General features: G+C 49.0%; 27 protein-coding genes. 7 read left to right on the top strand and 20 right to left on the bottom strand.

Annotated elements, in window-relative coordinates; all coding sequences use genetic code 11:
- Positions 1 to 15: 15 nt before the first annotated feature.
- Genes AC2T0J_RS07575 through AC2T0J_RS07550 form a run of 6 tightly spaced genes read right to left on the bottom strand, consistent with a single transcriptional unit; the run spans position 16 to position 4,515 of the window.
- Positions 16 to 621, bottom strand: a complete 606-nt coding sequence (locus AC2T0J_RS07575) for a GNAT family N-acetyltransferase (RefSeq protein ID WP_489809529.1) — start codon at positions 619 to 621, stop codon at positions 16 to 18.
- Positions 622 to 1,269 carry an SCO family protein gene (locus AC2T0J_RS07570; RefSeq protein ID WP_489809528.1) on the bottom strand — a complete coding sequence of 216 codons (648 nt, stop codon included), beginning with the start codon at positions 1,267 to 1,269 and terminating at the stop codon, positions 622 to 624.
- The gene (gene cyoE / locus AC2T0J_RS07565) at positions 1,266 to 2,201 is read right to left on the bottom strand and encodes a heme o synthase (RefSeq protein ID WP_489809527.1); all 936 of its coding nucleotides are present in this window, start codon (positions 2,199 to 2,201) and stop codon (positions 1,266 to 1,268) included. The genes AC2T0J_RS07570 and cyoE overlap by 4 nt, the downstream gene beginning before the upstream one ends.
- A 9-nt stretch (positions 2,202 to 2,210) precedes the next feature.
- Positions 2,211 to 3,188, bottom strand: a complete 978-nt coding sequence (locus AC2T0J_RS07560) for a COX15/CtaA family protein (RefSeq protein WP_489809526.1) — start codon at positions 3,186 to 3,188, stop codon at positions 2,211 to 2,213.
- A 9-nt stretch (positions 3,189 to 3,197) separates the two neighbouring features.
- Entirely contained in the window at positions 3,198 to 3,770 is a 573-nt protein-coding gene (locus AC2T0J_RS07555) for a hypothetical protein (RefSeq protein WP_489809525.1), read from the bottom strand.
- 1 nt (position 3,771) lies between these two features.
- Positions 3,772 to 4,515, bottom strand: coding sequence for an SURF1 family protein (locus tag AC2T0J_RS07550; protein ID WP_489809524.1), 744 nt, complete (start codon positions 4,513 to 4,515; stop codon positions 3,772 to 3,774).
- Here AC2T0J_RS07550 and AC2T0J_RS07545 point away from each other — a divergent pair.
- Complete coding sequence (locus AC2T0J_RS07545) at positions 4,514 to 4,723, top strand: DUF2909 domain-containing protein (RefSeq protein WP_489809523.1); 210 nt, start codon at positions 4,514 to 4,516, stop codon at positions 4,721 to 4,723. The genes AC2T0J_RS07550 and AC2T0J_RS07545 overlap by 2 nt on opposite strands.
- Before the next feature lie 2 nt (positions 4,724 to 4,725).
- On the opposite strand, the gene AC2T0J_RS07540 is transcribed toward AC2T0J_RS07545, so the two are convergent.
- The 5 genes from AC2T0J_RS07540 to lexA all read right to left on the bottom strand — a co-directional run bounded on the left by AC2T0J_RS07540 (position 4,726) and on the right by lexA (position 10,005).
- A complete protein-coding gene (locus tag AC2T0J_RS07540; RefSeq protein ID WP_489809522.1) occupies positions 4,726 to 5,604 on the bottom strand; it encodes a cytochrome c oxidase subunit 3 in 879 nt (292 codons plus the stop codon).
- 16 nt (positions 5,605 to 5,620) lie between these two features.
- Positions 5,621 to 6,196, bottom strand: a complete 576-nt coding sequence (locus tag AC2T0J_RS07535) for a cytochrome c oxidase assembly protein (protein WP_489809521.1) — start codon at positions 6,194 to 6,196, stop codon at positions 5,621 to 5,623.
- 10 nt (positions 6,197 to 6,206) lie between these two features.
- The gene (gene ctaD, locus AC2T0J_RS07530) at positions 6,207 to 7,823 is read right to left on the bottom strand and encodes a cytochrome c oxidase subunit I (RefSeq protein ID WP_489809520.1); all 1,617 of its coding nucleotides are present in this window, start codon (positions 7,821 to 7,823) and stop codon (positions 6,207 to 6,209) included.
- A gap of 9 nt (positions 7,824 to 7,832) precedes the next feature.
- Entirely contained in the window at positions 7,833 to 8,945 is a 1,113-nt protein-coding gene (gene coxB / locus AC2T0J_RS07525; RefSeq protein WP_489810302.1) for a cytochrome c oxidase subunit II, read from the bottom strand.
- 436 nt (positions 8,946 to 9,381) lie between these two features.
- On the bottom strand, positions 9,382 to 10,005 hold the full coding sequence (gene lexA / locus AC2T0J_RS07520; protein ID WP_279319590.1) for a transcriptional repressor LexA: 624 nt from the start codon (positions 10,003 to 10,005) through the stop codon (positions 9,382 to 9,384).
- Between the two features lie 298 nt (positions 10,006 to 10,303).
- On the opposite strand from lexA, the gene AC2T0J_RS07515 reads away from it, so the two are divergent.
- The 3 genes from AC2T0J_RS07515 (at position 10,304) to AC2T0J_RS07505 (ending at position 14,832) form a co-directional block, all read left to right on the top strand.
- Entirely contained in the window at positions 10,304 to 12,148 is a 1,845-nt protein-coding gene (locus AC2T0J_RS07515; RefSeq protein WP_489809519.1) for a methyl-accepting chemotaxis protein, read from the top strand.
- 1,087 nt (positions 12,149 to 13,235) lie between these two features.
- Positions 13,236 to 13,628 carry a BlaI/MecI/CopY family transcriptional regulator gene (locus AC2T0J_RS07510; protein ID WP_489809518.1) on the top strand — a complete coding sequence of 131 codons (393 nt, stop codon included), beginning with the start codon at positions 13,236 to 13,238 and terminating at the stop codon, positions 13,626 to 13,628.
- Positions 13,621 to 14,832 (top strand): M56 family metallopeptidase, encoded by a 1,212-nt coding sequence (locus AC2T0J_RS07505; protein WP_489809517.1) that lies wholly within the window; start codon positions 13,621 to 13,623, stop codon positions 14,830 to 14,832. Before AC2T0J_RS07510 ends, AC2T0J_RS07505 begins: the two co-directional genes overlap by 8 nt.
- Positions 14,833 to 14,897: 65 nt before the next feature.
- Here AC2T0J_RS07505 and AC2T0J_RS07500 read toward each other — a convergent pair whose 3' ends face one another.
- Positions 14,898 to 15,596 carry a hypothetical protein gene (locus AC2T0J_RS07500; protein WP_489809516.1) on the bottom strand — a complete coding sequence of 233 codons (699 nt, stop codon included), beginning with the start codon at positions 15,594 to 15,596 and terminating at the stop codon, positions 14,898 to 14,900.
- 184 nt (positions 15,597 to 15,780) lie between these two features.
- On the opposite strand from AC2T0J_RS07500, the gene AC2T0J_RS07495 reads away from it, so the two are divergent.
- From AC2T0J_RS07495 to AC2T0J_RS07485, 3 genes are read left to right on the top strand one after another with little or no spacing between them, the layout of a single operon-like run.
- Entirely contained in the window at positions 15,781 to 16,527 is a 747-nt protein-coding gene (locus AC2T0J_RS07495; RefSeq protein WP_489809515.1) for an SDR family oxidoreductase, read from the top strand.
- A gap of 33 nt (positions 16,528 to 16,560) precedes the next feature.
- Positions 16,561 to 16,776 carry a hypothetical protein gene (locus tag AC2T0J_RS07490; protein ID WP_489809514.1) on the top strand — a complete coding sequence of 72 codons (216 nt, stop codon included), beginning with the start codon at positions 16,561 to 16,563 and terminating at the stop codon, positions 16,774 to 16,776.
- The gene (locus AC2T0J_RS07485; protein WP_489809513.1) at positions 16,769 to 17,170 is read left to right on the top strand and encodes a VanZ family protein; all 402 of its coding nucleotides are present in this window, start codon (positions 16,769 to 16,771) and stop codon (positions 17,168 to 17,170) included. The genes AC2T0J_RS07490 and AC2T0J_RS07485 overlap by 8 nt, the downstream gene beginning before the upstream one ends.
- Here the strand turns inward: AC2T0J_RS07485 and AC2T0J_RS07480 are convergent.
- The 8 genes from AC2T0J_RS07480 to AC2T0J_RS07445 form a co-directional block, all read right to left on the bottom strand.
- The gene (locus AC2T0J_RS07480) at positions 17,161 to 17,820 is read right to left on the bottom strand and encodes a YoaK family protein (RefSeq protein WP_489809512.1); all 660 of its coding nucleotides are present in this window, start codon (positions 17,818 to 17,820) and stop codon (positions 17,161 to 17,163) included. The two genes, AC2T0J_RS07485 and AC2T0J_RS07480, sit on opposite strands and share 10 nt — an antisense overlap.
- Positions 17,821 to 17,937: 117 nt before the next feature.
- Entirely contained in the window at positions 17,938 to 19,968 is a 2,031-nt protein-coding gene (locus AC2T0J_RS07475) for a methyl-accepting chemotaxis protein (RefSeq protein ID WP_489809511.1), read from the bottom strand.
- A gap of 332 nt (positions 19,969 to 20,300) precedes the next feature.
- Positions 20,301 to 20,945, bottom strand: coding sequence for a tetratricopeptide repeat protein (locus AC2T0J_RS07470; RefSeq protein WP_489809510.1), 645 nt, complete (start codon positions 20,943 to 20,945; stop codon positions 20,301 to 20,303).
- On the bottom strand, positions 20,942 to 21,751 hold the full coding sequence (locus AC2T0J_RS07465) for an SDR family oxidoreductase (RefSeq protein ID WP_489809509.1): 810 nt from the start codon (positions 21,749 to 21,751) through the stop codon (positions 20,942 to 20,944). The genes AC2T0J_RS07470 and AC2T0J_RS07465 overlap by 4 nt, the downstream gene beginning before the upstream one ends.
- Positions 21,751 to 22,422, bottom strand: a complete 672-nt coding sequence (locus tag AC2T0J_RS07460; protein ID WP_489809508.1) for an iron-containing redox enzyme family protein — start codon at positions 22,420 to 22,422, stop codon at positions 21,751 to 21,753. The genes AC2T0J_RS07465 and AC2T0J_RS07460 overlap by 1 nt, the downstream gene beginning before the upstream one ends.
- A 16-nt stretch (positions 22,423 to 22,438) precedes the next feature.
- On the bottom strand, positions 22,439 to 23,884 hold the full coding sequence (locus AC2T0J_RS07455) for an AMP-binding protein (protein WP_489809507.1): 1,446 nt from the start codon (positions 23,882 to 23,884) through the stop codon (positions 22,439 to 22,441).
- Positions 23,881 to 24,591 (bottom strand): thermostable hemolysin, encoded by a 711-nt coding sequence (locus tag AC2T0J_RS07450; RefSeq protein ID WP_489809506.1) that lies wholly within the window; start codon positions 24,589 to 24,591, stop codon positions 23,881 to 23,883. Before AC2T0J_RS07450 ends, AC2T0J_RS07455 begins: the two co-directional genes overlap by 4 nt.
- Before the next feature lie 164 nt (positions 24,592 to 24,755).
- Positions 24,756 to 25,481: a substrate-binding periplasmic protein gene (locus AC2T0J_RS07445; RefSeq protein WP_489809505.1), complete on the bottom strand. Its 726-nt coding sequence runs from the start codon at positions 25,479 to 25,481 to the stop codon at positions 24,756 to 24,758.
- Positions 25,482 to 25,973: the final 492 nt, after the last annotated feature.

Below are 25,973 nucleotides of genomic sequence, written 5' to 3'. Positions count from 1 at the left end.
ATAGCCCACTGGTTATTATATTTCGATATGCAGCGCTTTAATCATTTGCACAAACTGATCGTTGGCCCGATGTTCACCAAACCCTAATCGCTGATAGAAAGCAATCGCGCCTTCATTAGCAATTTCACAGTTTAGGACGAGCGCATTTTTTTTCATCGCACGGGCTTTTACTTCCATAAACTCGATTAGGGCAGAGCCAGTACCCTGACGCCGGGCGTTGGGCGATACGGCCAGGTGGCCAATTCCAAGTTCGGTAAATAAAGGCGCCTCTAACACGGCCAGATATTGCTGTGAGCGCATGACAATCTCAAGCGCCTCATCGATACCATAGTGCTCGACGATCGAAGACAGGGTTTCTCTGTCGAAATTTTCAGGCAAGCGATCGTGCCAGCAACTAACCAGGCCGGTCACTTCGCCGTTATACTCGGCAACCCAATGATTTTCAAAACCGTACTGTCCACCCCCTTTATTCCAGGCTGACAACAGGTAGTCCAGGGTAACCTCTGGGTCACCTTGGCCAAAGACCTCGATAAGCAAGTGCTTACCAGCGTTCAACAGCAGGGGAACAGCTATACTACCATCATCCTTTTTGGCATTTCGGATAATACTACAACATGGCATTTATTGTTCTTTGATAATAACAGGCATATCAGTAAGTATTTGAACACTGTCACTTACTGCAAGTTCACCAGGATTATACTTAGGCTTAAACCTTCCAAGGGCCAAACCATTCGGATCGACTACAACCACAGAAGCACTGTGATCAACAAGATAATTGGGGTTATCGGTACTTTCGGCAATGGCATACATCAGCCCAAGCGATCTCGCAAACGGGAACAACATTTTGTGCTCACCCGTTAATGCAACAAACTCAGGGTTGAAGTACTCAACGTAAGAGGCGAGCCTTTCAGGTGTATCCCGCTTTGGATCCACGGAGACAAACACTACCTGAATCGGCGAGTCCGTGGAAATATTTTGTAGTTCTGGATAAATTTTCCCTAATGCTGCCATGGTAGTAGGGCACACATCCGGGCAAAAGGTATAGCCTAAAAATAACAGGCTCCAATGCCCTTTAAACAGTTCGTTATTAACCGTTTCGCCGTGCTGATTGAGTAGCGTGACCTCGGCCAGCTGACGAGGCTCAGGAAAGGTTTGTAGATACTGAGGTGTGTCGTTTTCGGTGCTTTGCGCGGTAAACCACCACGCCATACCCACGCCGGTCACAAGGGCCAGCACCGCCACCAGGGTTAACAACAGTTTTTGATTCATAAAGCCATCGGAACATAGTGATCAACCAACAATACAACAAATAATACCATCAGATGGACAATCGAGTATCTAAAGGTGGTCATGGCAGTTTGCCCATCCGCCGCATATTTGAGTTTTAACGCATAATATAAAAAGCCGGCGTTAAGTAGCGACGAACCCACCAGATAAATAAGGTGTGCTTTTCCAATCAGGTAAGGTAACAGGCACACTAAACACAGCAGAATGGTGTATAGCAGTACGCAGGTTTTGGTGAAGGCAATACCGTGAGTCACCGGCAGCATAGGTACCTTGGCTTTGGCGTAATCTTTCTCGCGATGGATGGCCAGCGCCCAGAAATGTGGTGGTGTCCACGTGAATACAATTAACACCAGTAACAATGCATGAGCATGAATCTCACCGGTGACCGCTGTCCAGCCCAGTAATGGCGGCGCGGCACCGGCTAATCCGCCAATCACTATATTTTGTGGTGTGGCACGCTTAAGAAACATGGTGTAAACCACGGCATAGCCGACCAGGCTGGCTAATGTGAGCATGGCGGTTAAGCGGTTAACCCAGATTTCCAGCATGGCGTAGCCCACTACCGCCAGTACAAACGAAAATATCAGTGCCTGTTGGATACTCACCTTGCCTTTCACCACCGGGCGGTTAAAGGTGCGCGCCATCTGGCTATCAATTTTATGATCAACGATATGGTTAAGTACCGCTGCCGCGCTGGCCAGCAGGCCAATGCCGAGTAAACCGGCAATTAAACGATCAGCGGGTACCCAGCCAGGCGTGGCCAGACACATTCCCACCAGGGCTGTGAGCAGTAATAACATTACCACCCGTGGCTTGGTCATTTCGTAATAATAGCGCCAGTTTGCCCGCCAGCCGGTTAACGAACGGCTTTTGGAAGCTGACAACGATGCAGTAATCGGTTGCGATTTTGCCATGAAGACCTCCTACACTTTTCGATACAGTGTGTAAGTAATAAGAACGAGCACCAGTAATAAACATGCCGCTACGGCATTGTGTAAAACGGCAACCTGCAGGGGTAAGCTGAACACGACATTGCTGATACCCAGACCAACCTGAGCCAGCAATACCAGGCCTAATACCACCGACGCGTTGCGCAGATGCTGAGAAGCGGAGCGGCGATACAGACTGATTGCCAGCCACCCCAGATACAGAAAAGTAATCACCGCGCCCAAACGATGTGCGATATGCATAGTCATGCGTTCGGCGTAGTCATGTGCGCCATATTCGTAGTTATCAGCATCAGGTACACTGTAAGCACCGGCCAGATCAATCCGGTTCAGCCAGTCGCCCTCGCAGACCGGGAATTCGGTACAGGCCAGTGCAGCATAGTTAGCCGAAGTCCAGCCTCCCAGTGCAATTTGTCCAACCAGCACCACGATGCCAAGGGCGGCAAACGTGGCGTAGCGCTTAATACGCATATCAACAAAGCCAATCCGGTAGCGGGATAATCGTAAATACAGTAAAAACAAGCAGGTAAGCACACTAAAACCGCCCAGCAGGTGGCCCATGACCACCACCGGAAGCAGGTTGAGCGTTACTGTCCACATGCCAAGTAAGGCCTGAAAAGACACCAGTACCAGCAAAATCAGCGGTAGTTTTAAGGGGACCTGAGCAGATCGCTTGCTCACCGCCCAAATAGCGATAGCCAAAATACACAGCCCCAGCGTGCCGGCAAAGTACCGGTGGATCATCTCGTTCCAGGCTTTATGGGTTTCCACCGGCCGCTCAGGATAGGCCGCGTTAGCTGCCTCGATGTGCCCATCAGATTGCGGTACCGTCAGATGACCGTAGCAGCCCGGCCAGTCCGGACAACCGAGGCCTGCGTCCGTTAAACGGGTATAGGCACCAAGCACGATAACCACGACCGCCAGGAGAAGACTAAAACCAACCAACTTCCGCATAGTGCCGCCTTACCCGATACGTGACAGTTTGAGTAATTTACGCAGATCGGACAGCACGTCGCGGCTGCCCATTACCGCTTCCTGACGACGCTGATACAGGGGATAACGCAACATCGCATTACCCTGGGTATCGACCAGAAAAATATGCTCATTGATCTGGCTACGCTCGAGCTGCTGGATTTGCGACTGATTGAGCATGACCGCATTGATATGTTCGTAATCATGCAGAATATTCATGGCTTTGCTGTCGCTGGTTGCGGTTAAAAATACCGCCGGTTGGGCCCGGTCAGACTCTTTTCCCAGTGCCAGCCAGACTTGCTGAATAGCGTAAATCGCATTTTCACACTCATTACCGCACCGCGCCGGGACGATATACATCACCCGCCACTTCGGTGTTTGCTCGCTAAGCAATGGTTGAAGATTCTCTACCGGCTGTAGCAGCTCCCCCTTATTGGTAGCGCCTTGCTCAAACCAGTTAAAGTCGAGGGCCAGCTTGGCCAGTACTACCGGAATAATAAATGCCGCCATTAAAATCAGCAGCGAACGTTTGGGTTTAGCCTGAGGATGAATTGCGGTCGCCATATTATTTGGATCTCCTGATGAGCACGACAATGAAAATAACTACTGCGGCAATGGCCAGGCCAAACCATTGAATGGCATAGCCGAGGTGTTTTTGCGGTGACATCACAACCGGTTGCCAGTTAGTTGTAAAGCGGTTCATTTGCGGTTGCGATGCCAACCGTTCAACCACCATGTCTGGCAGTCGCGATGCCCATTGCTGGTTAAACAGCGGAATATCTATTTGTTGCACCCGCAGCGGATAATCATTGAATTGTTGCTGGGTTTCCTTGATCAGTGGATTCAGCCCGGGTTGGGTTATCACCCCTTCGATTAACACCTGATCAGAGGGAAGCTCAACTGCCGGTAGCTCTGCACGGGATGCGGTGGCCGCCACCCAGCCAAGGTTAACCAGCACAGGTCGCCCGCGGGTAATCACCGGTACCAGCACGTCATAACCGCTTGCACCATTGGTAATCTGGTTATCGAGAAAAATAAGCTGTGTAGCCTGTAACTCGCCACGAAACGTTACCGGTACATCACGGACATCCTGCCATTGCTCCGCCACATCGAAGGGATGCATTGGCGCAGTGGTGTATTTTTGCGCTATGCTGTCGAGACGCTGTTGTTTTTGCTCCATGCGATCGAGCTGCCAGACACCCAAAAACAGCATAATGACAACCGCCATCAGCGTTACGCAGCTTGCCAGTACCGGCCATTTCTTTGGCCCGGAACCCTTCGCCACGGAGTACTGAGGAGTTTTACTCATGGTCATCAAAGTGATTATTGTTGGTTTACTGATTTTTATGATCATTAACCTGTTTTTAGCGATGAAAGTGATGCTGGGTAACAACTCAGATAAAGCCCCGATGAGTAAATATATTGGCCGGCGGGTCATGACGTCGGCCCTGATTGTGGTGATCATCCTGATAGCCATGGCCACCGGGCTGATCACGCCCAATCCGAGTCCTTATTAGCTTTACAACACGTAAACAAACACAAACAGCATTACCCACACTACGTCGACGAAGTGCCAGTACCAACTGCCTGCCTGGAAGGCAAAGTGGTTGTCTGGCGTGAAATGGCCTTTTATTACCCGTAGAAACAGCACTGTTAAAATGATGGTACCCAGGGTGACGTGCATGCCATGAAAGCCGGTTAACAGGAAGAAAGTATTGCCATACACGCCGGATTGCAGAGTCAGACCCAGTTCCTGATAGGCATGGATGTATTCTTCCACCTGCAGGAACAAGAACACGCAACCAAGCAGGATAGTAGCACCCAGCATAGTGGTAAGCTGCTTGCGTTTACCCTGTTCCAGGCCCACGTGAGCAAAGTGCAGAGTAACCGAGGAGATCAACAGAATAATGGTGTTGATGGTGGGCAATCCTGCCCAGCTCATTGGCGTTGTATTGATGCCCCCCGGTGTTTCCACCAACGGCCACATCGCCTGAAAACCCGGCCACAGCACTTCGTTGGTCATGGCATTATTCGACGAACCGCCAAGCCATGGCACCGCAATCATGCGGGCATAAAACAACGCGCCAAAGAAGGCCGCAAAAAACATCACTTCAGAGAAAATAAACCAACTCATTCCCTGTCGGTACGAACGACCTAACTGATCGCTGTACAAGCCGCTCATGGACTCGTTAATCTGATCTTTAAACCAGCCAAACAACATCACCAGCAGCATGACGATGCCAGCGCCCAGAACGTTATCGCCCCAGCCGCTCTCGCCGCGGCTGGCTTCTATAACAAAGTTACCGGCCCCAACGGCAATTAAAAACAGTGCAATGGCACCCACAATAGGCCAGTAGCTCTGCGCCGGAACATAGTATTTCTGATACTCTTGATGCATTACTTTCTCCTTAGACTCAGTTATCGCTAAGTGAAGTCAGGAAAGGGTTATTAAGTGGTTTGTCATCGGTACCATTACCGGTGACGTCAAAAAGGGTGTATTGCACGGTAAAAAAGTGAATGTCTTCGGGCAGCTGCGGATCCACATAAAACCTCATGGGCATAAGCGACTCACCGCCGGCTGCCAGTGGCTGGCTGTTAAAACAGAAGCACTCGGTTTTGTTTAAATACAACGCCGCCTGGCCCGGTGTAACTGAAGGAATAGCCTGCGCGACCATGGCTTTGCTAGCCGGATTACGCACATAAAACTCCACCATGTTCATTTCACCGGGATGCACCTTTACCTTTTGGGTTTGGGCTCTGAACTCCCACGGCATACCAGTATGAGTGCGGGTAATAAATTCCACCGTAATGGTGCGCGACTCATCCACCTGCCCCTCGTAGTAAACGGCAGCGGTTTCGCTGGTTTTGCCGTTGATGCCAGTGATGTCGCAAAACACGTCATACAACGGAACCAGAGCAAAACCAAAGCCGAACATACCCACTACAATCAGCAGTAATTTGGTTACCAGTGCCGAATTGGAATTGGCCATGTTGGTGCCCTTACTTCACAACAGGTGGCGTTTCAAAGGTGTGATAAGGGGCTGGTGAGGGAATTTCCCACTCCAGACCTTCCGCACCGTCCCACACCTGATCAGACACCGGTTCACCCTGTTTACGACAGGCTTTGATCATCACTACCAGGAAGATGAGCTGTGACAAACCAAAGGCAAAACCACCGATACTGATCCATTTGTTGAAATCCGCAAACTGCAGAGAGTAATCCGGAATACGACGGGGCATGCCGGCTAAGCCGACGAAGTGCATTGGGAAGAACAGTACGTTTACGGAAATCAGTGAGCACCAGAAATGCCACTTGGCAAGCGTCACATCGAACATCCGACCGGTCCATTTAGGGATCCAGTAATACACCGCCGCCATAATCGAGAACACCGCCCCGGTTACTAACACGTAATGGAAATGTGCGACCACAAAGTAGGTATCGTGATACTGGAAATCCACCGGCGTAATCGCGAGCATTAACCCGGATAAACCGCCAATGGTAAACAGCACAATAAAGGCCAGTGCAAATAACATAGGTACTTCAAAACTCATCGAGCCGCGCCACATGGTGGCCACCCAGTTAAACACTTTTACGCCGGTAGGTACTGATATCAGCATGGTGGCAAACATAAAGAACATCTCGGCCGCCACAGGCATGCCGGTAGTGAACATATGGTGAGCCCATACAATAAAGCTTAGCAGGGCTATTGATGCGGTGGCATACACCATTGAGGCATAACCAAATAAACGTTTACGGGCAAAGGTTGGCACAATCTGCGAGATAATACCGAAGGCCGGCAAAATCATGATGTACACTTCGGGGTGACCGAAGAACCAGAATATATGCTGGAACATTACCGGATCGCCACCACCGGCGGCATCAAAAAAGCTGGTACCAAAGAACTTATCGGTGAGCACCATGGTAACCGCACCAGCCAGAACCGGCATTACCGCAATAAGCAGGAACGCGGTAATCAGCCAGGTCCATACAAACAATGGCATCTTCATCCAGGTCATGCCCGGCGCACGCATATTAAAGATGGTCACAATGACGTTTATCGCGCCCATTATGGATGAGATACCCATGATGTGCACGGAGAACACAAACAATGCCGTACTGTCACCACTGTAGGTGGTAGATAGTGGTGCGTAGAACGTCCAGCCAAATGCCGGGCCACCGCCTTCAACAAACAGCGACGCCAGTAAAATCGTAAAGGCAAAGGGCAGGATCCAGAAGCTCCAGTTGTTCATACGCGGTAGCGCCATATCTGGCGCGCCGATCATCATGGGGATCAGCCAGTTAGCCAAACCAGTAAAGGCCGGCATAACCGCGCCGAATACCATGATGAGACCATGCACGGTGGTCATCTGGTTAAAAAAGTTAGGTTCAACAATTTGTAACCCGGGTTGAAACAGTTCGGCCCGGATCACCATAGCCATGGCACCACCCGTTAAAAACATGATGAAGGCGAACCAAAGGTACAAGGTCCCAATGTCTTTATGGTTGGTTGTTAATACCCAACGCATAATGCCTTTGGGAATATGATGCTCATGATGATCGTCGTGAGCATCTGCAGCCCCGAGACCGGGGTTTAAAACGTCAGTTGCTTTACTCATGTTCGGCTCCTATTCCCCGCTTGCGACGGCATTAACGTCTTTGGCCTGCACCATGTCACCGGTGTTATTACCCCAGGCATTACGCTCGTAGGTAATAACTGCAGCCAGTTCTTTGAGGCTCAGCATTTTGCCAAAGGCCTGCATGGCAGTACCGGTTTTACCGTTCAGTACAATGTCGATATGCCCTTGCATATCGTTCAGTGCTATGGGGCTGCCTTTCAGTGCCGGGAAGACGCCTGGCAACCCTTCGCCGTTAGGCATATGGCAGGCTGCACAGGTGGCGTTGTAGACCCGCTCGCCTTCGGTCATCAGCTCTTCCATGGACATACTCATAGCCAGTAAGCGCTGCTCTTCCTCACGTGCCTGCTGACGAATAGACTCCTGCTCACTGACCCACGCCTCATAGGCGGCCGGCTCTTTGGCAATCACCACAACCGGCATAAAGCCGTGGTCTTTACCGCACAGTTCAGCGCACTGACCACGATAGATTCCCGGCTCATCAACCCGGGTCCAGGCTTCGTTAATAAAGCCTGGGTTAGCATCTTTCTTAACCGCAAAATCCGGTACCCACCAAGAGTGAATAACGTCCTCAGAGGTGATCAGAAAGCGTACTTTCTGGCCGGTAGGGATCACCAGTGGGCGGTCGACCTCAAGCAGATAATTTTCGCCCTTGGCATAGCGGTTATCAATTTGTTCACGCTGAGTAGCCAGCAATGAATAAAATTCCACGTCGCGATCCATATACTTGTAATGCCATTTCCACTGGGAGCCGGTTACCAGGACGGTCATATCCGGTTCGGTGGTATCTTCCATTGCAAGCAGGGTTTTGGCGGCTGGTACAGCCATGAAGATTAGAATTAAGAAAGGAATAACGGTCCAGGCGATTTCAACTTTCACACTCTCATGAAAGTTGGCTGGTTTTGCACCCCGTGATTTGCGATGCAAATACATAGAAACAAACATAATCCCAAACACTACTACTGCGATCCCCACACAAATAGAGAACATCAGCATGTGCAGATCATAAACCTGGCCACTGATTTCTGTCGCGCCACGCCGCAGATTCAGTGCCGACACTTCGCTGCTCCCTGCTGCTACTGCTGTCGCACCAGCTAGCAACAGAACGAGTGCTGTCCAGGCTTTCAGTACACATATCCCGAGTTGTTTCACTCGACACCTCCGTTAGACCGGTAGCCACTCGCGAAACGCCCCAACGCGAAAAGTCAGACTGGTCTTTACTGGTTGTTATTTGAACTGCCTTTTTAATATTTTGTGCTTACTTTGTTATTTTATTGTTAAGCACTGTATAAGAATTACTCATTGTGACTATAACGTCCAGCTATTTTTGTCTAAAATTCGGATAAATGGTTATTTTTTGTGCTAAGCGCACAATCAGAGTGAATTTTGTTAGTGAGCTTTTACTAACTTAATAAGCAGACCTGAACAGGCAAAAAGTAACGGGAAAGCGTGGCTTTAAGAGAATAAAACCCTAAAAGCAAGAAAACCGGCGAATGCCGGTTTTCAAATTCATAATTTTAAAAAATAATGTCTGGTGTGCTTACATCCAGTCGGCATTACGGATAACACCTACCGCGATGCCTTCGATATTAAATGGCTGATTAGCCAGATCGACCTTAATGGGTGAGAACTCTTCATTTTCTGCATGCAGCAGTACTTCACGGCCTCGTTTTTCTAAACGCTTCACCGTAACGTCTTCATCGACTCTGGCCACGACTACCTGACCATTGTGAACATCGCTGGTACGGTGCACTGCCAGTAAGTCACCATCCAGAATACCGATATCTTTCATACTCATACCGTTTACACGCAGCAGGAAATCAGCTTTAGGATGGAATAACGCCGGATCCACTTTATAGTGCATCTCTACGTGTTCCTGCGCCAGAATAGGTTCACCCGCAGCAACGCGACCGATAAGCGGTAAGCCTTCTTCTTCTGCTTCATCGTCAAGAGGAATATTCAGTTTAATACCACGAGAGGTACCCGGTAAAATTTCAATCACGCCCTTTTTCGCCAACGCTTTTAAATGCTCCTCTGCGGCATTAGCAGAACGAAAGCCCAGTTGACGGGCAATCTCTGCACGCGTAGGCGGCATACCGGTATCCAGCATAGTGGATTTGATCAGATCGAGTACTTCTTGTTGTCGGGGGGTTAGTGGACGCATAAACAGCCTGTTATTCCATACAGTTGTTAGCAGTATAACGGCTAAAACTCAAAACACAACGACTTTTGTAGGCGCGATTCAGCTAAATGCTCAGGCAGCAGGACTTGATCGCCGCTGGAGGACGAATGGGGGATATTTTCAATATATCAGCGCTAGTGCGACAACCTGGAAAACTCTCCTGAAAGGAGCCTGATGCCCTTATTCCTTTATGTAAATTATGCAAAAAAGCGAATAGTTTCCTAAACTTTCATTCATCGCGCTTAATTTAGCTTTATCCAGCCAACTGAAAGGAATACCCATGCCCATCCGTTCGCTTAGCATTAAATTCAGGTTAGTACTGATTGGTATTATTGCGCTGTTAGCAATGGCGGCCATGTTATTACTGCAGGTCTATCAGGCAAATTCGACCCAGACACTGACTGAAGCCAAGGGTCAGGTTGATGAACTCATCGCCGACATGCTAATGCTTCGCCGGCACGAAAAAGACTTTTTAATGCGCAAACAGGACAAATATCCACAGCGTCATCAAAAAGTAGTCAGCGAGCTACAATCAACAGCCACATCGTTAAAAAGCCACCTTTCACAGTTGAATATCGCCACTCAACAACTCGAGCAGTTCAGCAGGCTTGTAAGCGAATATTCAGCCTCTTTTAAGGCACTGGTGGATATAGAGCGTAACATCGGCTTCACCCAAGACGATGGATTAAAGGCCAGTCTGCGCAATGCTGCTCAACGGTTAGAAGAGCAACTGAACACCGACAACAGAGCATTTACACTGCTGCTGCAAATGCGTCGTCAGGAAAAAGATTTCTTGTTACGCAATGCCGAAACCGACGTGGTGTCTTTTATTGACTACTACTCTCAGTTACGGCCCCTGTTACCCGATGAATGGCAGCAGCTTGCCAGTAATTATGCCGCGAGTTTTGACGCGCTGGTGAAGAACACCCGGGCACGCGGATTAACTCCCGATCAGGGGGCTGAAGGCACTATGCGTGAAACGATCCAGGCAACCGAAGCTATCCTGGATACCATGTCGTCCAACCTGAATGGGGAAATCAGTAGTTCCCTGTCACGGCTACAAGCAATCGGCTTAACAGTATTTGCGGTCATGCTGGCGCTTGTTGGCGGACTCATTGTGCTCCTGGCACACTCCATAAACGTCCCCCTGCAACGGGCCTCTGAACAGATCTCAAGAGTACGTAAAGAGCACGACTTCAGTCTTCGTCTGGAACAAAGTGGTAACGATGAAATTACCCGGTTTAGTTATGATGTGAATTCTTTACTCGATGACTTCCAGCAATTGGTCAAGTCTATAAATGTTGCGTTAACCAACCTTAACAGCGCCACGGCGCAACTAGCCACGGCAACCAATAGCACCGCCGAGGGTATGAAAGTTCAGCAAAATGAGACCGACATGGTAGCAACCGCTATTACGCAGATGGGCCAAACTATTCATGAAATTGCATCAAACACGGCAAATACCGCAGATAAAGCCCGCTCAACCAACGAAAATGCCACTCTCGGTAGTAATCAGGTAATTGCAACCGTTACCTCAATTCGCAGTTTGGTACAGCGCCTGGACAGCGCCTCTGCTGCGGTCAGTGAACTGGAAAAAGACAGTCAGACTATTGGTTCTGTGCTCGATGTGATTCGGGGTATTGCAGAACAAACCAACCTGCTGGCTTTAAATGCTGCGATTGAAGCGGCGCGGGCAGGCGAACAGGGACGAGGTTTCGCAGTAGTCGCGGATGAGGTCAGAACCCTGGCTATGCGTACTCAGGAGTCGACCAGTCAGATTGAAACCATTATTTCGGCCTTGCAGGAGCGCACCCAGAAGATTGTGGGTGAGATGAAAGCCTGCCAGCAGGAGGGCACCAGCAGTGACGAACAGGCCGACAAAGCCATGTTACGCCTGAATGAGATTACCGACGAAGTAGATACTATTCTGGACATGACTACACAGATAGCAGCCGCTATCGAGCAACAGAGTCTGGTCGCCAGTGAGGTCAATAAAAATGTGGTCAATATCCGCGACCTTTCGGAGGAAACCATGCGCAACGTTCACGTGAACGAACAAGCCAGTGAAGAAGTTGCCAGCCAGGCATCCCAACTGCGCCAGCATATTGCCCAGTTCAAAGCCTGACAGATTGCAAGGTTCGGCGTACAAGCTGTTATCGCGGATAAAACGCAATTAAATAGGACAGTCACTTTTTCCGCCGACACTGGCTTTCATAGCTTTACTAAGTTTATAAGCGGGTGGGGGTTTATAGCCCAGCTATCTTTTGGCCATTACAGCAACCTCCAAATTGCTTGTTGAAGAATCATATGAGCCGAGAGAACCGCAGGGCAAAAGCTATTAAAGCGGCTTTTGTCAGGATCAAGGTTTACGCCTCCTATACCGCAATTAAATAGGACAGTCACTTTTTCCGCCGACACTGGCTTTCATAGCTTTACTAAGTTTATAAGCGGGTGGGGGTGTTTATAGCCCAGCTATCTTTTGGCCATTACAGCAACCTCCAAATTGCTTGTTGAAGAATCATATGAGCCGAGAGAACCGCAGGGCAAAAGCTATTAAAGCGGCTTTTGTCAGGATCAAGGTTTACGCCTCCTATACTGAGCGGGATTTCCGAGTTATTAAACATCGCTAATCCGGTGACCGTGAGGTCGGCTAAGCAACGAAACAGGGTAACAGGTGTCGTTTTGATAATCAGTGCGTGTTTCACCAAGCGGAGGCTCATACGCATGGGATTCACTGCCTGCGGTCGATGAAGCAACTGACCTTTTATGTCTCAAGCTGTGTTGCGTCGATGAGTTGAAAGGGTCATCAACATATACACCTGCAAAAACGCCGAACCCCAGTGCAAAAGTCGGTCTGTAAAGTAACTGTCTTTTATCAGAACGAAGTGATTTACCGAAAAGTGACACCCGGTCACGAAGCAGATTTACTGGTAATGATAAACTCAGCGGGTGAAAAGAAGAGCAAAGTCTGCTTTATTCTGAACAGCCTGGATTGGTCACAAGCCTACATCATTCGTATCACATCCGAGTAATTGCCTTTAACTATCTGACTGGCTGAATAGCCCATCTTTTTTGCATCCTACGCGGGTCGTTTTCTTCATCCTGCAAATTTTATTGACTAAAAAACTTGCCATAAAGGATTACATATGTAATCTTAAAAACAGAACGACTACAATTGTAATCTTAACATTGGATTTTAAGAGAGATTCTTCATGAGTAATTGCAATCCAAAAGCGGATATCTCCAACGCCGAATTTGAAGTACTTGATGTGCTGTGGGATGACTATCCTGCCACATCCAGCGATATTGTTGAGCGTTTGAATAAAAAGAAGCCCTGGCACGACAAAACTGTTAAAACCCTGCTCAGTCGTTTGGTGAAAAAAGGCGTGTTGGATTTCGATAAAGCGCAGCGCCAGTATCTTTATCGCCCAGTTATCGCCCGCGAGGATTACACAAAGAAGGAAACCACCAGCTTTGTAAGTCGCTTATTCAAAGGCAAAGTTGCCCCTTTGGTAGCCGGGTTTGCCAACCAGAACAACCTCTCTCAGCAAGATGTGGATGAACTCAAGGCACTGATCAGGGAATGGGAGCAAAACAATGACTGAGTGGCTCATTCAGCAACAAGGCCCATTGTGTTTCGTGCTCATCACTCTGATGGTCATGGAACACTTTTTTACCGCCAGAATTGGCATCAGGCTGATGTACAAAATGTGGTGGTTGGTGCCGCTTGTACTGTTGGTAACTAATCTGCCAAGCCCTTTAATTTCGCTGCCCTCAAATAGCTTTACCCGCTATGTGGTAAGCGGCTCACTGGCTGTAAATGTCTCACAGAGCATCATGTGGTCGGGGCTATGGGCGGCTGGCGCCTTGTGCATCAGTCTTTACCTGATAGTTCAGTATTCACAGCTTGCCCGCTCTGTGAGTCAGCCTATGGTTGGCACTAAAAACATCTGGTTTGCCCGGCGGGCCACCACGCCTATGTTGTTTGGCTTGCTCGCACCGAAAATATTGCTTCCAGCGGGCTTTACCCGACTGTTTTGCCCTGTGCAACAACAATTAGTGCTCGAACATGAAAACACACACCTTAGGCACGGCGATCACTTTTGGAATGCGCTGGCGCTAATAGTAGTGACGGTCTTCTGGTTTAACCCACTGGTATGGCTGGCACTACGCTCATTCAGAATCAACCAGGAACTAGCCTGTGATCATCAGGTTTTAAGCCAAAAAAGCCCACAGGAAAAACTACTCTATGCAAAAGCCCTGGTGGCCTGCGCAGCACAAAACTCCTCGTACCTAACTACCTATCCTACATTCGGAGAAAAAAGCACCATGTTAAAACGCCTCAATCTGATCAATAAGCCGAATTCAGCAAATAAAATGGCTGGTGTCGCCGCACTGGCCTTCGCCGCCATATTAACCACCCACACGGCACTGGCAAATCTGCCAGCGAATGAAGAAAAGGCCGACAAAGTCAACCTGGCTACGCCGGTTAAACGTGTTCCGCCGGTTTACCCTGCAACTGCAGCACAGGCAAACCAGGAAGGTTTTGTTACGCTCCAGTTTGATATCACCGAGACCGGTGCCACTGACAACATTAAAGTAGTTAAATCATCGCCCGCTGGTGTATTTGACGCCAGTGCAGTGAAAGCGATGGAACAATGGCAGTATAAGCCTCGGGTTCAAGGCGGTAAGGCACAAAGACAGACCGGCATTTTAGTTCAGCTGGACTTTAAACTGGCTACCGACGAGGATGAAAGTGCTGCAAACAATCAGGATATTGAAAACATCAAAATATCCAAAGCCAATTAGGACACGGTATCTAAGCTCCCGTTAGAGTCAATACATGCCGCGCTTGCGGGAGTACTATCACCCACTCAGTCTGATGTATATTGTTGCCGACGCCGGGCCGCCACAGTACTAACATTCACCCAGCGGAATAAATACATGATTACCACCTTTGTTACCGCACTGGTTATTGCCAAAATAAGCAGTGGCCAGCCTTCCCTTATCCCCATACTCAGCGCTAAGGCAATAGTAGAAATGTCCATCAACAAAATAAACTGACTCATTTTAAGATCCACCGCACCGGTCTGACCCGCTTTCAGGATCAAGCGGATTTGATGATAGTAACCCTGAGCAATAAACGCAGACACCAGAACAATAAGCAGAGTAGCAATTTGCCTGCCCTGATCGGCGATTGTGTTGCCTAACAATAGCCCTGCACCCGCCAACACCAAGCTTACGCCTGCCAGTACAACACTTAAGCGGGCCGCCCGGGATTTGCGGTCCAGCCAGATTTCCAACAAAATCCCCATCACCAGCATTGCCGCCAGTAACCGGGGCCACACAATATAGTGATTGAATGGCTCAATGGAGTAGCCATAAATAAAAAAAGACAGGTAAGCAAAAAAGCTCACGGTAAACTGATTCAATGACAGTAACGCAGTCGGACGCGCAGTTTCACTCTCTCGTTGTTTGCGGCGCCATATAGTGCTCAGTTGAGAGTAAATACCCAGTACACTCACCATAATAAACAGGGTATTGAGAGCGCCCAGCAAATTATATAAAGTCAAAATCGTAATCCTTTTCACATTTAAATTGTCGACAATAATATTGTGAAACGCAGATTAACATCATTTACAATCGTTCTACCGAGCATTAATGTCGACAATAATGAAAATTGAATGACATACGCTCATCACTAAGCATTTTATTGCTTATCGCTTTCGCGAAACCAAACAGTAAGGGGCATATCCCATGTTAAACCAGGTCGCCGTCATTACCGGCAGCAGCAGAGGAATAGGCGCAGCAACAGCACGGCTTATGGCTGCAGAAGGCTATTCGATAGTGCTTAATTATCGGTACTCTGCCGCGAAGGCCGAGACATTAAAGCAAGACATTAGCGCTATGGGTGTGCCCTGCATCGCGGTGCAGGCCGATGTATCTGAGGAAGATCAGGTTGAAGCTTTGTTTACTCATGCCGACGCTCTGGGCCCCCTTGCTGTGCTGATTAACAACGCTGGCATCCTGGCGCAACAAACCAGCCTGCGAGGCATTTCGGCTGAGCGGTTTCGCCATATCCTTAATGTAAACGTGCTGTCCTGCTTCTTGTGTACCAGGGCAGCGGCAACAAGAATGTCGACAAAAGAAGGGGGAAGTGGCGGCACTATTGTGAATGTCTCCTCGACAGCAGCCAAATCCGGGGCCCCCAATGAATACACGGATTACGCTGCTTCCAAGGGTGCCATAGACAGCTTTACCCGCGGCGCCGCACTGGAACTGGCTGACGAAGGGATTCGGGTGAATGCAGTGCGACCGGCCCTGATAGATACTGAAATGCATGCCTCGGGTGGCGAGCCAGACAGAGTCAACCGCCTGCAGGCAAAGATACCTCTGCAGCGACCGGGCACCGTACAAGAAGTAGCTGAAGCCATTGTCTGGCTGGCAACGGATAAATCATCCTTTGTAACAGGTAGCTTTATCGACGCATCCGGTGGATTATAGTCACACTGTATTGGCTATTTTGAAGAGCAACACATGGAAGTCAGAATTTTTACTAAAACCCTCGCCTACAAGCCCGGATTATTTGCGGCTACCCAGGAAGTCACTGACGACGGTCTGGAAGACGAGGTCAACCAGTGGTTAAAAGCCAATCCGGCTTATCGCGTGGCGCACATCCATCAATCGCAGAGTGGCGGCTCCTGGCGCCCGGCAGTGGTTACTATCAGCGTTTGGTACACATCCAATGACTAATTTAACCCGCTTAGTTGCCCTCGCTTTTTTGCTGTTTATTGTATGGGTCATTTATATGGCGAATACCGGGCAGAGCAGCCTCTTTTTCGATCTTGTCGCGACGATGCCTTATGGCGACAAGGTCGGTCATGTGGGCTTATTCGGCACTCTCACCTTTTTAGCCGTGGTGGCCTCAAAGTTTACCGGCTGGACGCCCTATAGCACTAAACTGTATTTTGGCGCTATCGCCGTTACGCTGTTCGTGATTGGCGAAGAAATCAGCCAGGCTTTTATTCCCTCTCGTACCTTTGATTTTGCCGACTTAAGTGCCGATGCAGTAGGTATTCTGCTGGCCACAATGGTATTAAGGAAGCTGGAAAAGTCACCGGCTATGCAAACCTTCCTTCAACGCTGACGCTTTACAAAACGGTAGTACGCCAATGCCATCAGTAAGCAAACTACGGCGGGCAAAACCAGGGCCAGCTGAGCATAGTGGCTGAACCCCACCGCGCCACCTGTACCGCCAGCAATAAAGCCGCAGATAATGACCAGGAATAATTGTAGCTTGCGCGCATCAATGGGCTCTCCGCGCCATTTAGCGCCCAGCATGATACCTAAATCGGTGAATATGCCGGTGAGATGAGTGGTTCTTACTACCGCACCACTGTATCGCGTGGCCAGAGCATTTTGTAAGCCACAGGCGGCAGAGGCAAGAAAATGCGCATAAAACAGCCCCTCGTTTAGCAACACTTGTGCAGCGATGAGTAACAGGGCCTCGATCACCAGTGCCGTATCATAATGCCGACCCAGCTTCAGGGTAGACGCATTCAGCAGCATCCCGGCCAGAGCAGCACCGAATAAAAATGACAATAAAACGCCCAGCAAATGCAATGCACTCATCCAGCCTTTGTCCAGCAAGCCTGCGCCCAGCAGCGTGGCAGTGCCGGATAAATGCGAGACCGACTGATGCTCAAAACTCAGCAACCCAATGGCATTGACATAACCTGCCACCAGGGCAAGTAATAATGCACCGATTTCTACCCAATGGGGCAACCTGGCAGGCACTTAATACATCCTAAAAATACACAAAGGTTGGCTCATTATTATAAAGTAAACGTGGTGCTCAAGCACACCCGGTAATTTTTTAGCATGCCTCACAGTTTATCACACTGTTATCGATATTTATTTTGCTGACATACGGCTAAGCTCCTGTGCCGCATCATGGACTTTACTCATATTAGTGTTAATTTCGGAGCTTGTAGCCTGTTGTTGCTCCACAGCAGCGGCAACCTGAATCATAAAATCACAAATTTCGTTAATCTGCTCAGCGACATTCGATAACGTTGCATCGGCTTGCTGAGCAGTATCAGCGCTGGTTTGAGCTCTGCTCACTCCAGCCTGCACTAAATCCACAGATCGCGTCACATCAACCCCAAGCCGGCTGATCAGATTTCGAATTTCTTCTGTCGACTGCTGAGTACGAGCAGCCAATGTACGAACTTCGTCGGCCACCACTGCAAACCCTCGGCCTTGCTCACCAGCACGTGCAGCTTCTATTGCAGCATTGAGTGCTAATAAATTCGTTTGCTCGGCAATGCCATTTATGACGTCTACAATGCGATTAATATTATCGCTACTTTGGGATACTTCTGATACGGCTTCACTGGTACGAGCCATTTCGTCAGAAAGCTGAGACGCCTGCTCTACTACATCCGAGATGAGCTTTTTAACGCCCGCGACGCCTGTAACCGATGCTTCACCCCGTTGTGATGCCGTTGAAGCCACTTGTGACACTTCACCAATACTGGCGTTCATTTGGTGGATAGCGGCGGAGACACTCTGGATCTCCGCAACCTGTGTAGCTGATTTCTGTTTTACAATGTCCGCATGTTCGCGTAACGCTTGTTCCATTTCCTGCCGTTTCGTGGCCATATCATTCAATGAGAGGCTCACTGCATCCTGAGCACTGCTCGGTGTTAACTGCACGCTAAAATCGCCATTGGCTATGGCTGATGTCATACGGGTTATGCCCCGGTAGGAATCAACCACACGGTTTAAACTGATGATCAGGTCGTCAATTTCGTCCCGTCTTTCAACACTGCCAACGTGCTCTTTTATCCCGTCAATATCGCCCTGGCTCACTTTATCTGCTTTATTGACTAAAACCCTAACCCGCTGGCTAATGGTATTAACAAAATAGTAGGACAAAAACACAACAAAAATAACGGCCAGTAACGCCAGACCAAGTGTTCTCATCACGTTACTGTAAAGCGGTCCCATCACAGAATCTACCGTGGTGACTTGCACCAGCTTCCATTCGCCAATGGGGATCCCGGCGGCAACAAAAAAGCTGTCCTCTTTAGTAACCGGGTCTGCTTGCTGAACCACCTGACTAAAATCACTGTTATTGGCAACAAATGGCGTCACTATGGCGCCATAGGGTGTAACTCCCACGTCCTGTGTATTCAATTCACCTGCCACGGTTGACGCGATCACCTTATTTGTTCGGCTTAACAACAAGTAATTATTGCCATACTCATTTTTGAGTTGGTTAAGCAGTTCATCAATATAATCCAGTGCCCGGTCAACTCCGGCGATCCCCACAAACTGCTCATTCATAATAACCGGATACACCTGTTCAACTATCATGACGCCTTGATAAGAATAGGGCTCAGTAACTAGCCCCGAGGCTTTACCGTTGCGTTGATAAAGCTTTTTCACGCCGTCGTAGTAAAGGCTGGATTCCATATCTACCAGGGTATCCAGTGCCACGCTGCTGCCATCGCGATACCAGTATGGTAAAAACCGCCCGGTGGCATCGGTTGCCTGAGACGGCAAAGCGTTGTTTTCAGCACTACTGTCGTTTCCGTCGGCATTGGATTCATAACCAAAGTAAGCACCGGTGAACTGTGGGTTTTCCTGTAGTATCTGCTTTGCATAGTCGAGTGAAGCCTGACGCAGTCCCATCAGGCCGGTTTGTTGCGCCAGCGCCATGGATTTTGCCGTTTGGACTGCCCTCAGGTTGTCCGCTTGAAGCACCATAGCTGTGTTTGTGACTTCACTTTGGAGTAAACGTTGCGCCCGTTGTTTGGCCATGCTGAGTTCATTATAAGCATTTACCGAAATAACCAGCACAACGGCAACGATAGACGGCAATACCCACAGCAAAAGCATTCGCCCTTTTAATGTATTTAGCAAAGGATGACCAGCCATAATAGAACTCCGGTTACTAAGCGCCAGATGGGCGCTTTGATAAGATGATTACAAAAACCTGTATACTATATTTAATTTAGACAACTATTGACCTTTTTACAGGATAATTCAGAAAAATGACATTTATCCCACTCTCATATTTTGGATACCGGATAGGTGTGGGACCGTACACAGAAAAAGGTATAAGTCACCGATTTCTGCCCAGCAGGACAATCTGGCAGGCACTTTGATGTTCCTTCTCAAAAAAAAAGCCGGACTGTCGGCGAGACAATCCGGCCTGTAGCGTATATTACCATACCATCAGGGCGGTACGAATAAACCTCCAACAGTCTTTAGTGAATCTTTTTCTCCACTTTGGCGCGCAGGGCAGCAATATCTTTGTGACGACCTTCATCAGCCAGTGGCCGCTCGGGGCGTGGTGCGGCTTTAATCGCTTTATCAAGATATGCCAGGGCCTGCTGATACTGGCCATCGTCGTACAGATATTCAGCATAAAAATAGTTACTGTCTATTCCCTCCGGATTCACCTGCAGTGCGCTTTTTAACAGCTGCTCTGCTTTTTTGTCGCTGCCAAAGCCAATCGGCCAGCCTGGGACTTTATGATACAACACGCCCAGGCTGGTCATCGCCGATCCTTGCAGTGCATGAGAATCGATAGACAGCGCATCCTCAAAGCTCTTCTTCGCGGACTTAGCATATTTAAGCGCGCCAATACCACCTTGTGCACCAGCAGTACTCGACTGCACAATCCCCAGCCAGATTAAGTATTCCGGCTGCTTAGGTTGCTGTGCAACCAGTGCTTCGGCCTGTTTGATCAGCGATTTAAATTCATCCGCCTTTTTATCACTATCGATATCAGCGTAGTTAATTTTGGCCCAGGCCGACTGAATTTCAGCCAATCCAGGTGTGCTCTGGGCAGCACTTAATGGCAAACAAACGGCAACCAATAAGGTCAGCAAATAGCGAACAGTTTTCATGACAGTTTCTCCTTTGTGACAGACGTCAAAAAGCGTTGAATAACAGGTAGTTTTTTAATAAGTGCACGGTCAACAATGCCAGGAAAGGCACCGTTTATGCGGGCAAACAGTTTTTCCGGGAAACCAATAAACCAGCGGGGTTTATTACCTTCTAACTGGGCAACCAGGGCATCGGCCACCCGTTCGGGGGGATCCATCTGATTGCCCAATGCGTGGTTCATCGAGACCACTGCATCGGAGTTAATGGCCGTTTGTGTGGCCCGTGGCGCCAGATAAAAAAAGTTGACTGAACTATGTGCATACTCGCGAATGAGTGATTCGGTAAACCCACGCAAACCGAACTTAGACGCGCAATAGGCCGCATGACAGGGAAAACCAATACTGCCGAACGTAGAACCAACGTTTACCACGTAGCCTTTACCAGCGCGCTGCAACACAGGTAGCAAACGCTGTGTCAGAGCTATAGGGGCGGTTAAATTAGTGGTTAACAACATCTCAATCCGGGTCATCGGGATGGTACTGAAATCGCCAATTTCATTAATACCGGCACTGTTGATCAACATAGTAGGCTGATGCTCATGACTCACCGCGACCACTTTATCCAGGCCATCCGCAGTGGTGATATCTGCACACGCCACCGTGTGGCGGCCGGGTAATGATTCCAACAGGGCACTGAGTTTATCCGCATTCCGACCGGTTAAAATAAGCGAGGCACCGAGGCCCGCCAGCTTTCGGGCGATGGCTTCACCAATACCACCAGAGGCTCCGGTGATCAGGCACACCTGGTGTTGCCATTCAATAGCCATTACGCGGCCTCCCCAAGTTTTTCCTTACTCGCCAGGGTGCGGAAGATATTGGCGTATAACTGGAAGAACATTTTGGCGGAATGAATGATCAGATCCTGTTCGGCTTTGTCATCAATTTTGCTCATCAGGTCGCGAAAGAACACAATATGTTCCTGATCCAGTGAACCATGAGAGCGCAGATAGCTAAACGCACCGCCAGGTAAGTCCAGCGTTTTTCTAATCATTGCGGCGGCATTATCGGCCAGCGCAATACTGGTGCCTTCCAGCACAAACACCATGCCGAAGAAACACAGCGGGTTCTTGCGACGCACAGCATCATAAGCGTAAGCAACCATTAGTTCAGTGGCCGCCGAGGGCTGACTATGACGAACGGCCTCTTTATCTACACCACAGGTAGCCAGGTCGTTAAGGATCCATTCCTGGTGGCCCATTTCTTCCTCAATATACTCGCCAACAGCCTCACGCAACCATTCTTTACTTTCTGGCAATGCCGCGCCGGTAGCCATTAGCAATGGCACTGTATGTTTTACATGGTGATAAGCTTCGCGTAAGAACGCGGTGTAATCATCCAGGGAAACATCACCTTTAAACACCTGCTGAATAATAGGCGAACTGGTTAAGTAAGCTCTTTCTGCCTGGGTTTCCTGCTCTAAACGGGTATATAAATTCATGCTAATAACTCCTCGCCTATACAACTTCTGGCGCGTACATAGTTTCGATAACAGACTGAAAATGCGAAACGGCTCTATCCCGTTTTAATTTGCCATTAGCGGTAAACAAGCCGGTATCGGCAGCAATTTCAGGCAGGGTTTGCCACACAGTTATGCGGGCATAGTCGGGCAGTTGTTGATTTACTGCCTTCAGGTATTGATCAATCATCTTTGCAGTTACCGCTTTATGGCGTGGTACCAACAGCGCAGCGCAGTTAGGGCGAGCTTCCCCTACCACCAGCACCTGGCTGAACAAGCCACCAGCCATCAGTTGACTCTCGATCCACTCTGGCGAGATGTTGCGCCCTAGCGAGGTAATAATGAGGTTTTTCTTGCGACCCGCCACGTAGTAGTAGCCGTCCTTTTCACTCACCAAATCACCGGTTTTCACTTGCGATGGATAAAACGACTCTGGCTGATTCAGATAGCCCAGAAAAATCGTACCACTGGCTACCAGCTCACCGTCCTCAACGGTTAGCGTGTTGTGACCAAGGGAGCGCCCTACGCTGTCGATATTCTCTGCACCGGGAAGGTTGAGAGTATTCACCGAGACACATTCAGACAGGCCATAGCCCTGATAAACCGGCAAGCCAGCTTCGCGAGCCCTGGCAATGACGCCGACAGGCACGTGAGCACCGCCCACCGCAATAAACGTTAATGACTGCGGAGGCTGCCAACCATTATTGCAGGCAGCAACCAACATAAATAACAGTTCGGGTACCAGAATCAACGACTCTGGCTGAGCGTTGCTAATAGCAGTTAGCATGGCCGCTGGGTCGGTTAATCGTGCACCGGAAAAACCTAACTCTTTACTATTACAGATCACCACCGTACCACCGCAGGTTAACGGGGCATAAACGCCGGCAATATTTTCCAGCAGGGTAGCAAGGGGCAGCAGGCACTGATGACGCACTTGCGGCATATTCAGCGCCGCATCGAGGCTGGCGGCAACCCTGACCTGTGAGGCAGTACTCAGGCAAACGCCTTTGGGATTACCCGTTGAGCCCGACGTAAACGTCACTTTACCGGTGCCCACAGGCACTTGTGGTGTAACATGGTTAGCGCGGTGTAATGCACTCAGTTGCTCAAAGGGTGAAGAGATTAATCGCTCGCTGGCAAACCATGCTGGCTGGTCGGTAAGAATTAACTCTATCCCGGCTTCGGCAAGCAAATGCTCGCGCTGAATCACAGAAAAGTAAGGTGGCACCGGCACCAGTAATTTGTTGGCACGCTGACAGGCCAAATCGCAAATAATCCATTCGGCACTGTTGTCTGCCAGTAATGCTAAGCGTTCTGCGGTTTGCGCCACTAACCAGTCAGCCACCTGATTAACCCGGTCATTCAACTCGGCATAAGTCAGACTGCCGTTTTGCCAGCTAAGCGCTTGCCGGGCTGACCATTGTTGCCAGTTTTGCAGAATCATAACTGTGCCCCCAGTTGCGCTGAGAGTGCCGCAGCCAGGGGCGCAAACCGCTCATAGCCGGCGCGTAATTTAGGGTTATCCAGAGTTAACTGAATAATATCGGCAACTTTAGCAGCCACAACTTTAGGCGCTGTCTGGTAATAGGTACCCCAATTTTGTTTTGGCTTACCTAACCGCGCCTCATCGGCGTCTGTCAGGTAGTGCAGAGTCAGGCCGCCATGTTCCATCATGCTTTGCAATCGGGTAGTGGCAGTAAATACCAATACTGAGATATGGTGTTGAAATAATCCCATAGCGGTGAGTAACAACAACGGCATGGTATAGCGGGAAGATTTGCTGTAGAGATTACCGATTTCGGCCAGACGATGGCGAGGGCAGTGGATTCCATTGTCGTTTAGCGCCTGCTCCAAAGAGTCAGCGAAATAGGTTTCAACAAACATTTTTTCATTACCGGTACGAATGCCCAGTGCGGCTTCGATTTTATTGCTTCCCAGAGCAACCAGTACGGGCATAAATTCGGTAATGTCTGCCTGATAGGCCTGGTAAAAGCCTCTGGCAATATGGTTTTCAATGGTTTTTCTCTTTGTGCCCTGCTGATTCGCAACATGGATTGCCGAATGGTTTGCAGCAGACACTACAGTCGAGCCTTTGCGTGGAACACGCAGGCGTGATAATTGTTCTGAAACAGGTTGGATTGTACTCAACATAACTTCGTCTCATGGGTGACTGTTGAGCGAAATTATGAACTGTCAATATTAAGCGAACCTTAAGTGCAAAAAATTCCCAGTTTTTTTGCATCCCGGTTTTACAACGTAAAGACCGCCCCCTCAACAGCCTGGGTCACCAATAAAAATCTAAGATTCATAACTCTTCAATTACACCGTGATTTAGGAAATTTGTGATCCCCGGAGTGACGTTTAATAGATCGGGAGAGCTGGCCTCTATCGATAAATCTGGTTATAAAACGGTTAATAACGGGTAGCATGGCTTGTTTACCGGGTCGGACTACTAACACCAGATCGATGCTACTGATGATATTGGGAGATTGATAAAATTCGGTGTCGCAGAACTGATGTTTATTGAGTACCGACAGTGCATTTTGTTCGCTCATAATGGCGTAATCGCAACGGCCTTTGGTCAGCATCAATGCCATCAGAGTCTGGCTGGCCGAATCTACCCGAATGAGTGGATGCACTGGATCTTCAAAAGCCATCTGTAACACCGGATATTTAAAGCCAAAACGGGTACAAACCGCTTCACCATTACTCTCAGCAGGGATAAATGGCCCGTCAAACACGGTGGTGGCATACAGATAACTGTGATGCTGTATCAGGGGATTACTGAATATAAAGCCACTGGGATCATCCAGCCATGCCTCACTCGAAAGAAACATATCGGCCTTTCCCTGGCGCAGTAGTAACTCGTTGCGGGCCCGACTGGAATCAAGGTAAGTCACCTGTATATTGGTTTCATCAGCAAAGCTATTGAAAAAATCCACTACAATGCCCTGATAGGAGTGACTTTTCGTGTCGAAATAAAGGTAAGGAGGAGAGCCCGGAGAATTGATGGCAAATATGATTTCTTGCGCTGACGGCACAGCGACTGCGTTAAAAACGGAGAAGGCACTACTAAGGAGTAAGAGTGTGCAATAAGTAATTAACCGCATGGTGCTAATTTTTCTGCCTCATCTGCCAAAGCAACCTTATGCTGCCTGAAAACAATCTCAGAGTATACCTCAGGGCCCTTCCGCACGCTAACGCCAATATGACATGTGGGCTGTTTCCCATGGTGCAGTGCCTATGGTATTCCGTTATTTATAGCGGCAGTTTGATACTCGTTAATAATCGCAAAGACATGAATTTAACAACCTGTTTAGCCCCCTTAACCACGGCGAAAAATTGCTGGCCACCTCGGGTGAACACCTGTTTATACATAAACTAAGTCAGGATGCGTATACAGTAATGGTCAGGAGCAACAATCAGTACAACTCGCCACAAGAGATGTGAGCATGGCGATTTGAGTTTACCGGTATGGATGTCGGTACAACTTACATTTTGCGGACTACACTCTTGCTAACTCAGGCTGTCAT

Source organism: Alteromonas sp. ISO5, from assembly GCF_058105165.1.
The sequence above is the reverse complement of the archived record's forward strand: the minus strand, read 5'-3'. Positions and strand labels throughout refer to the sequence as shown.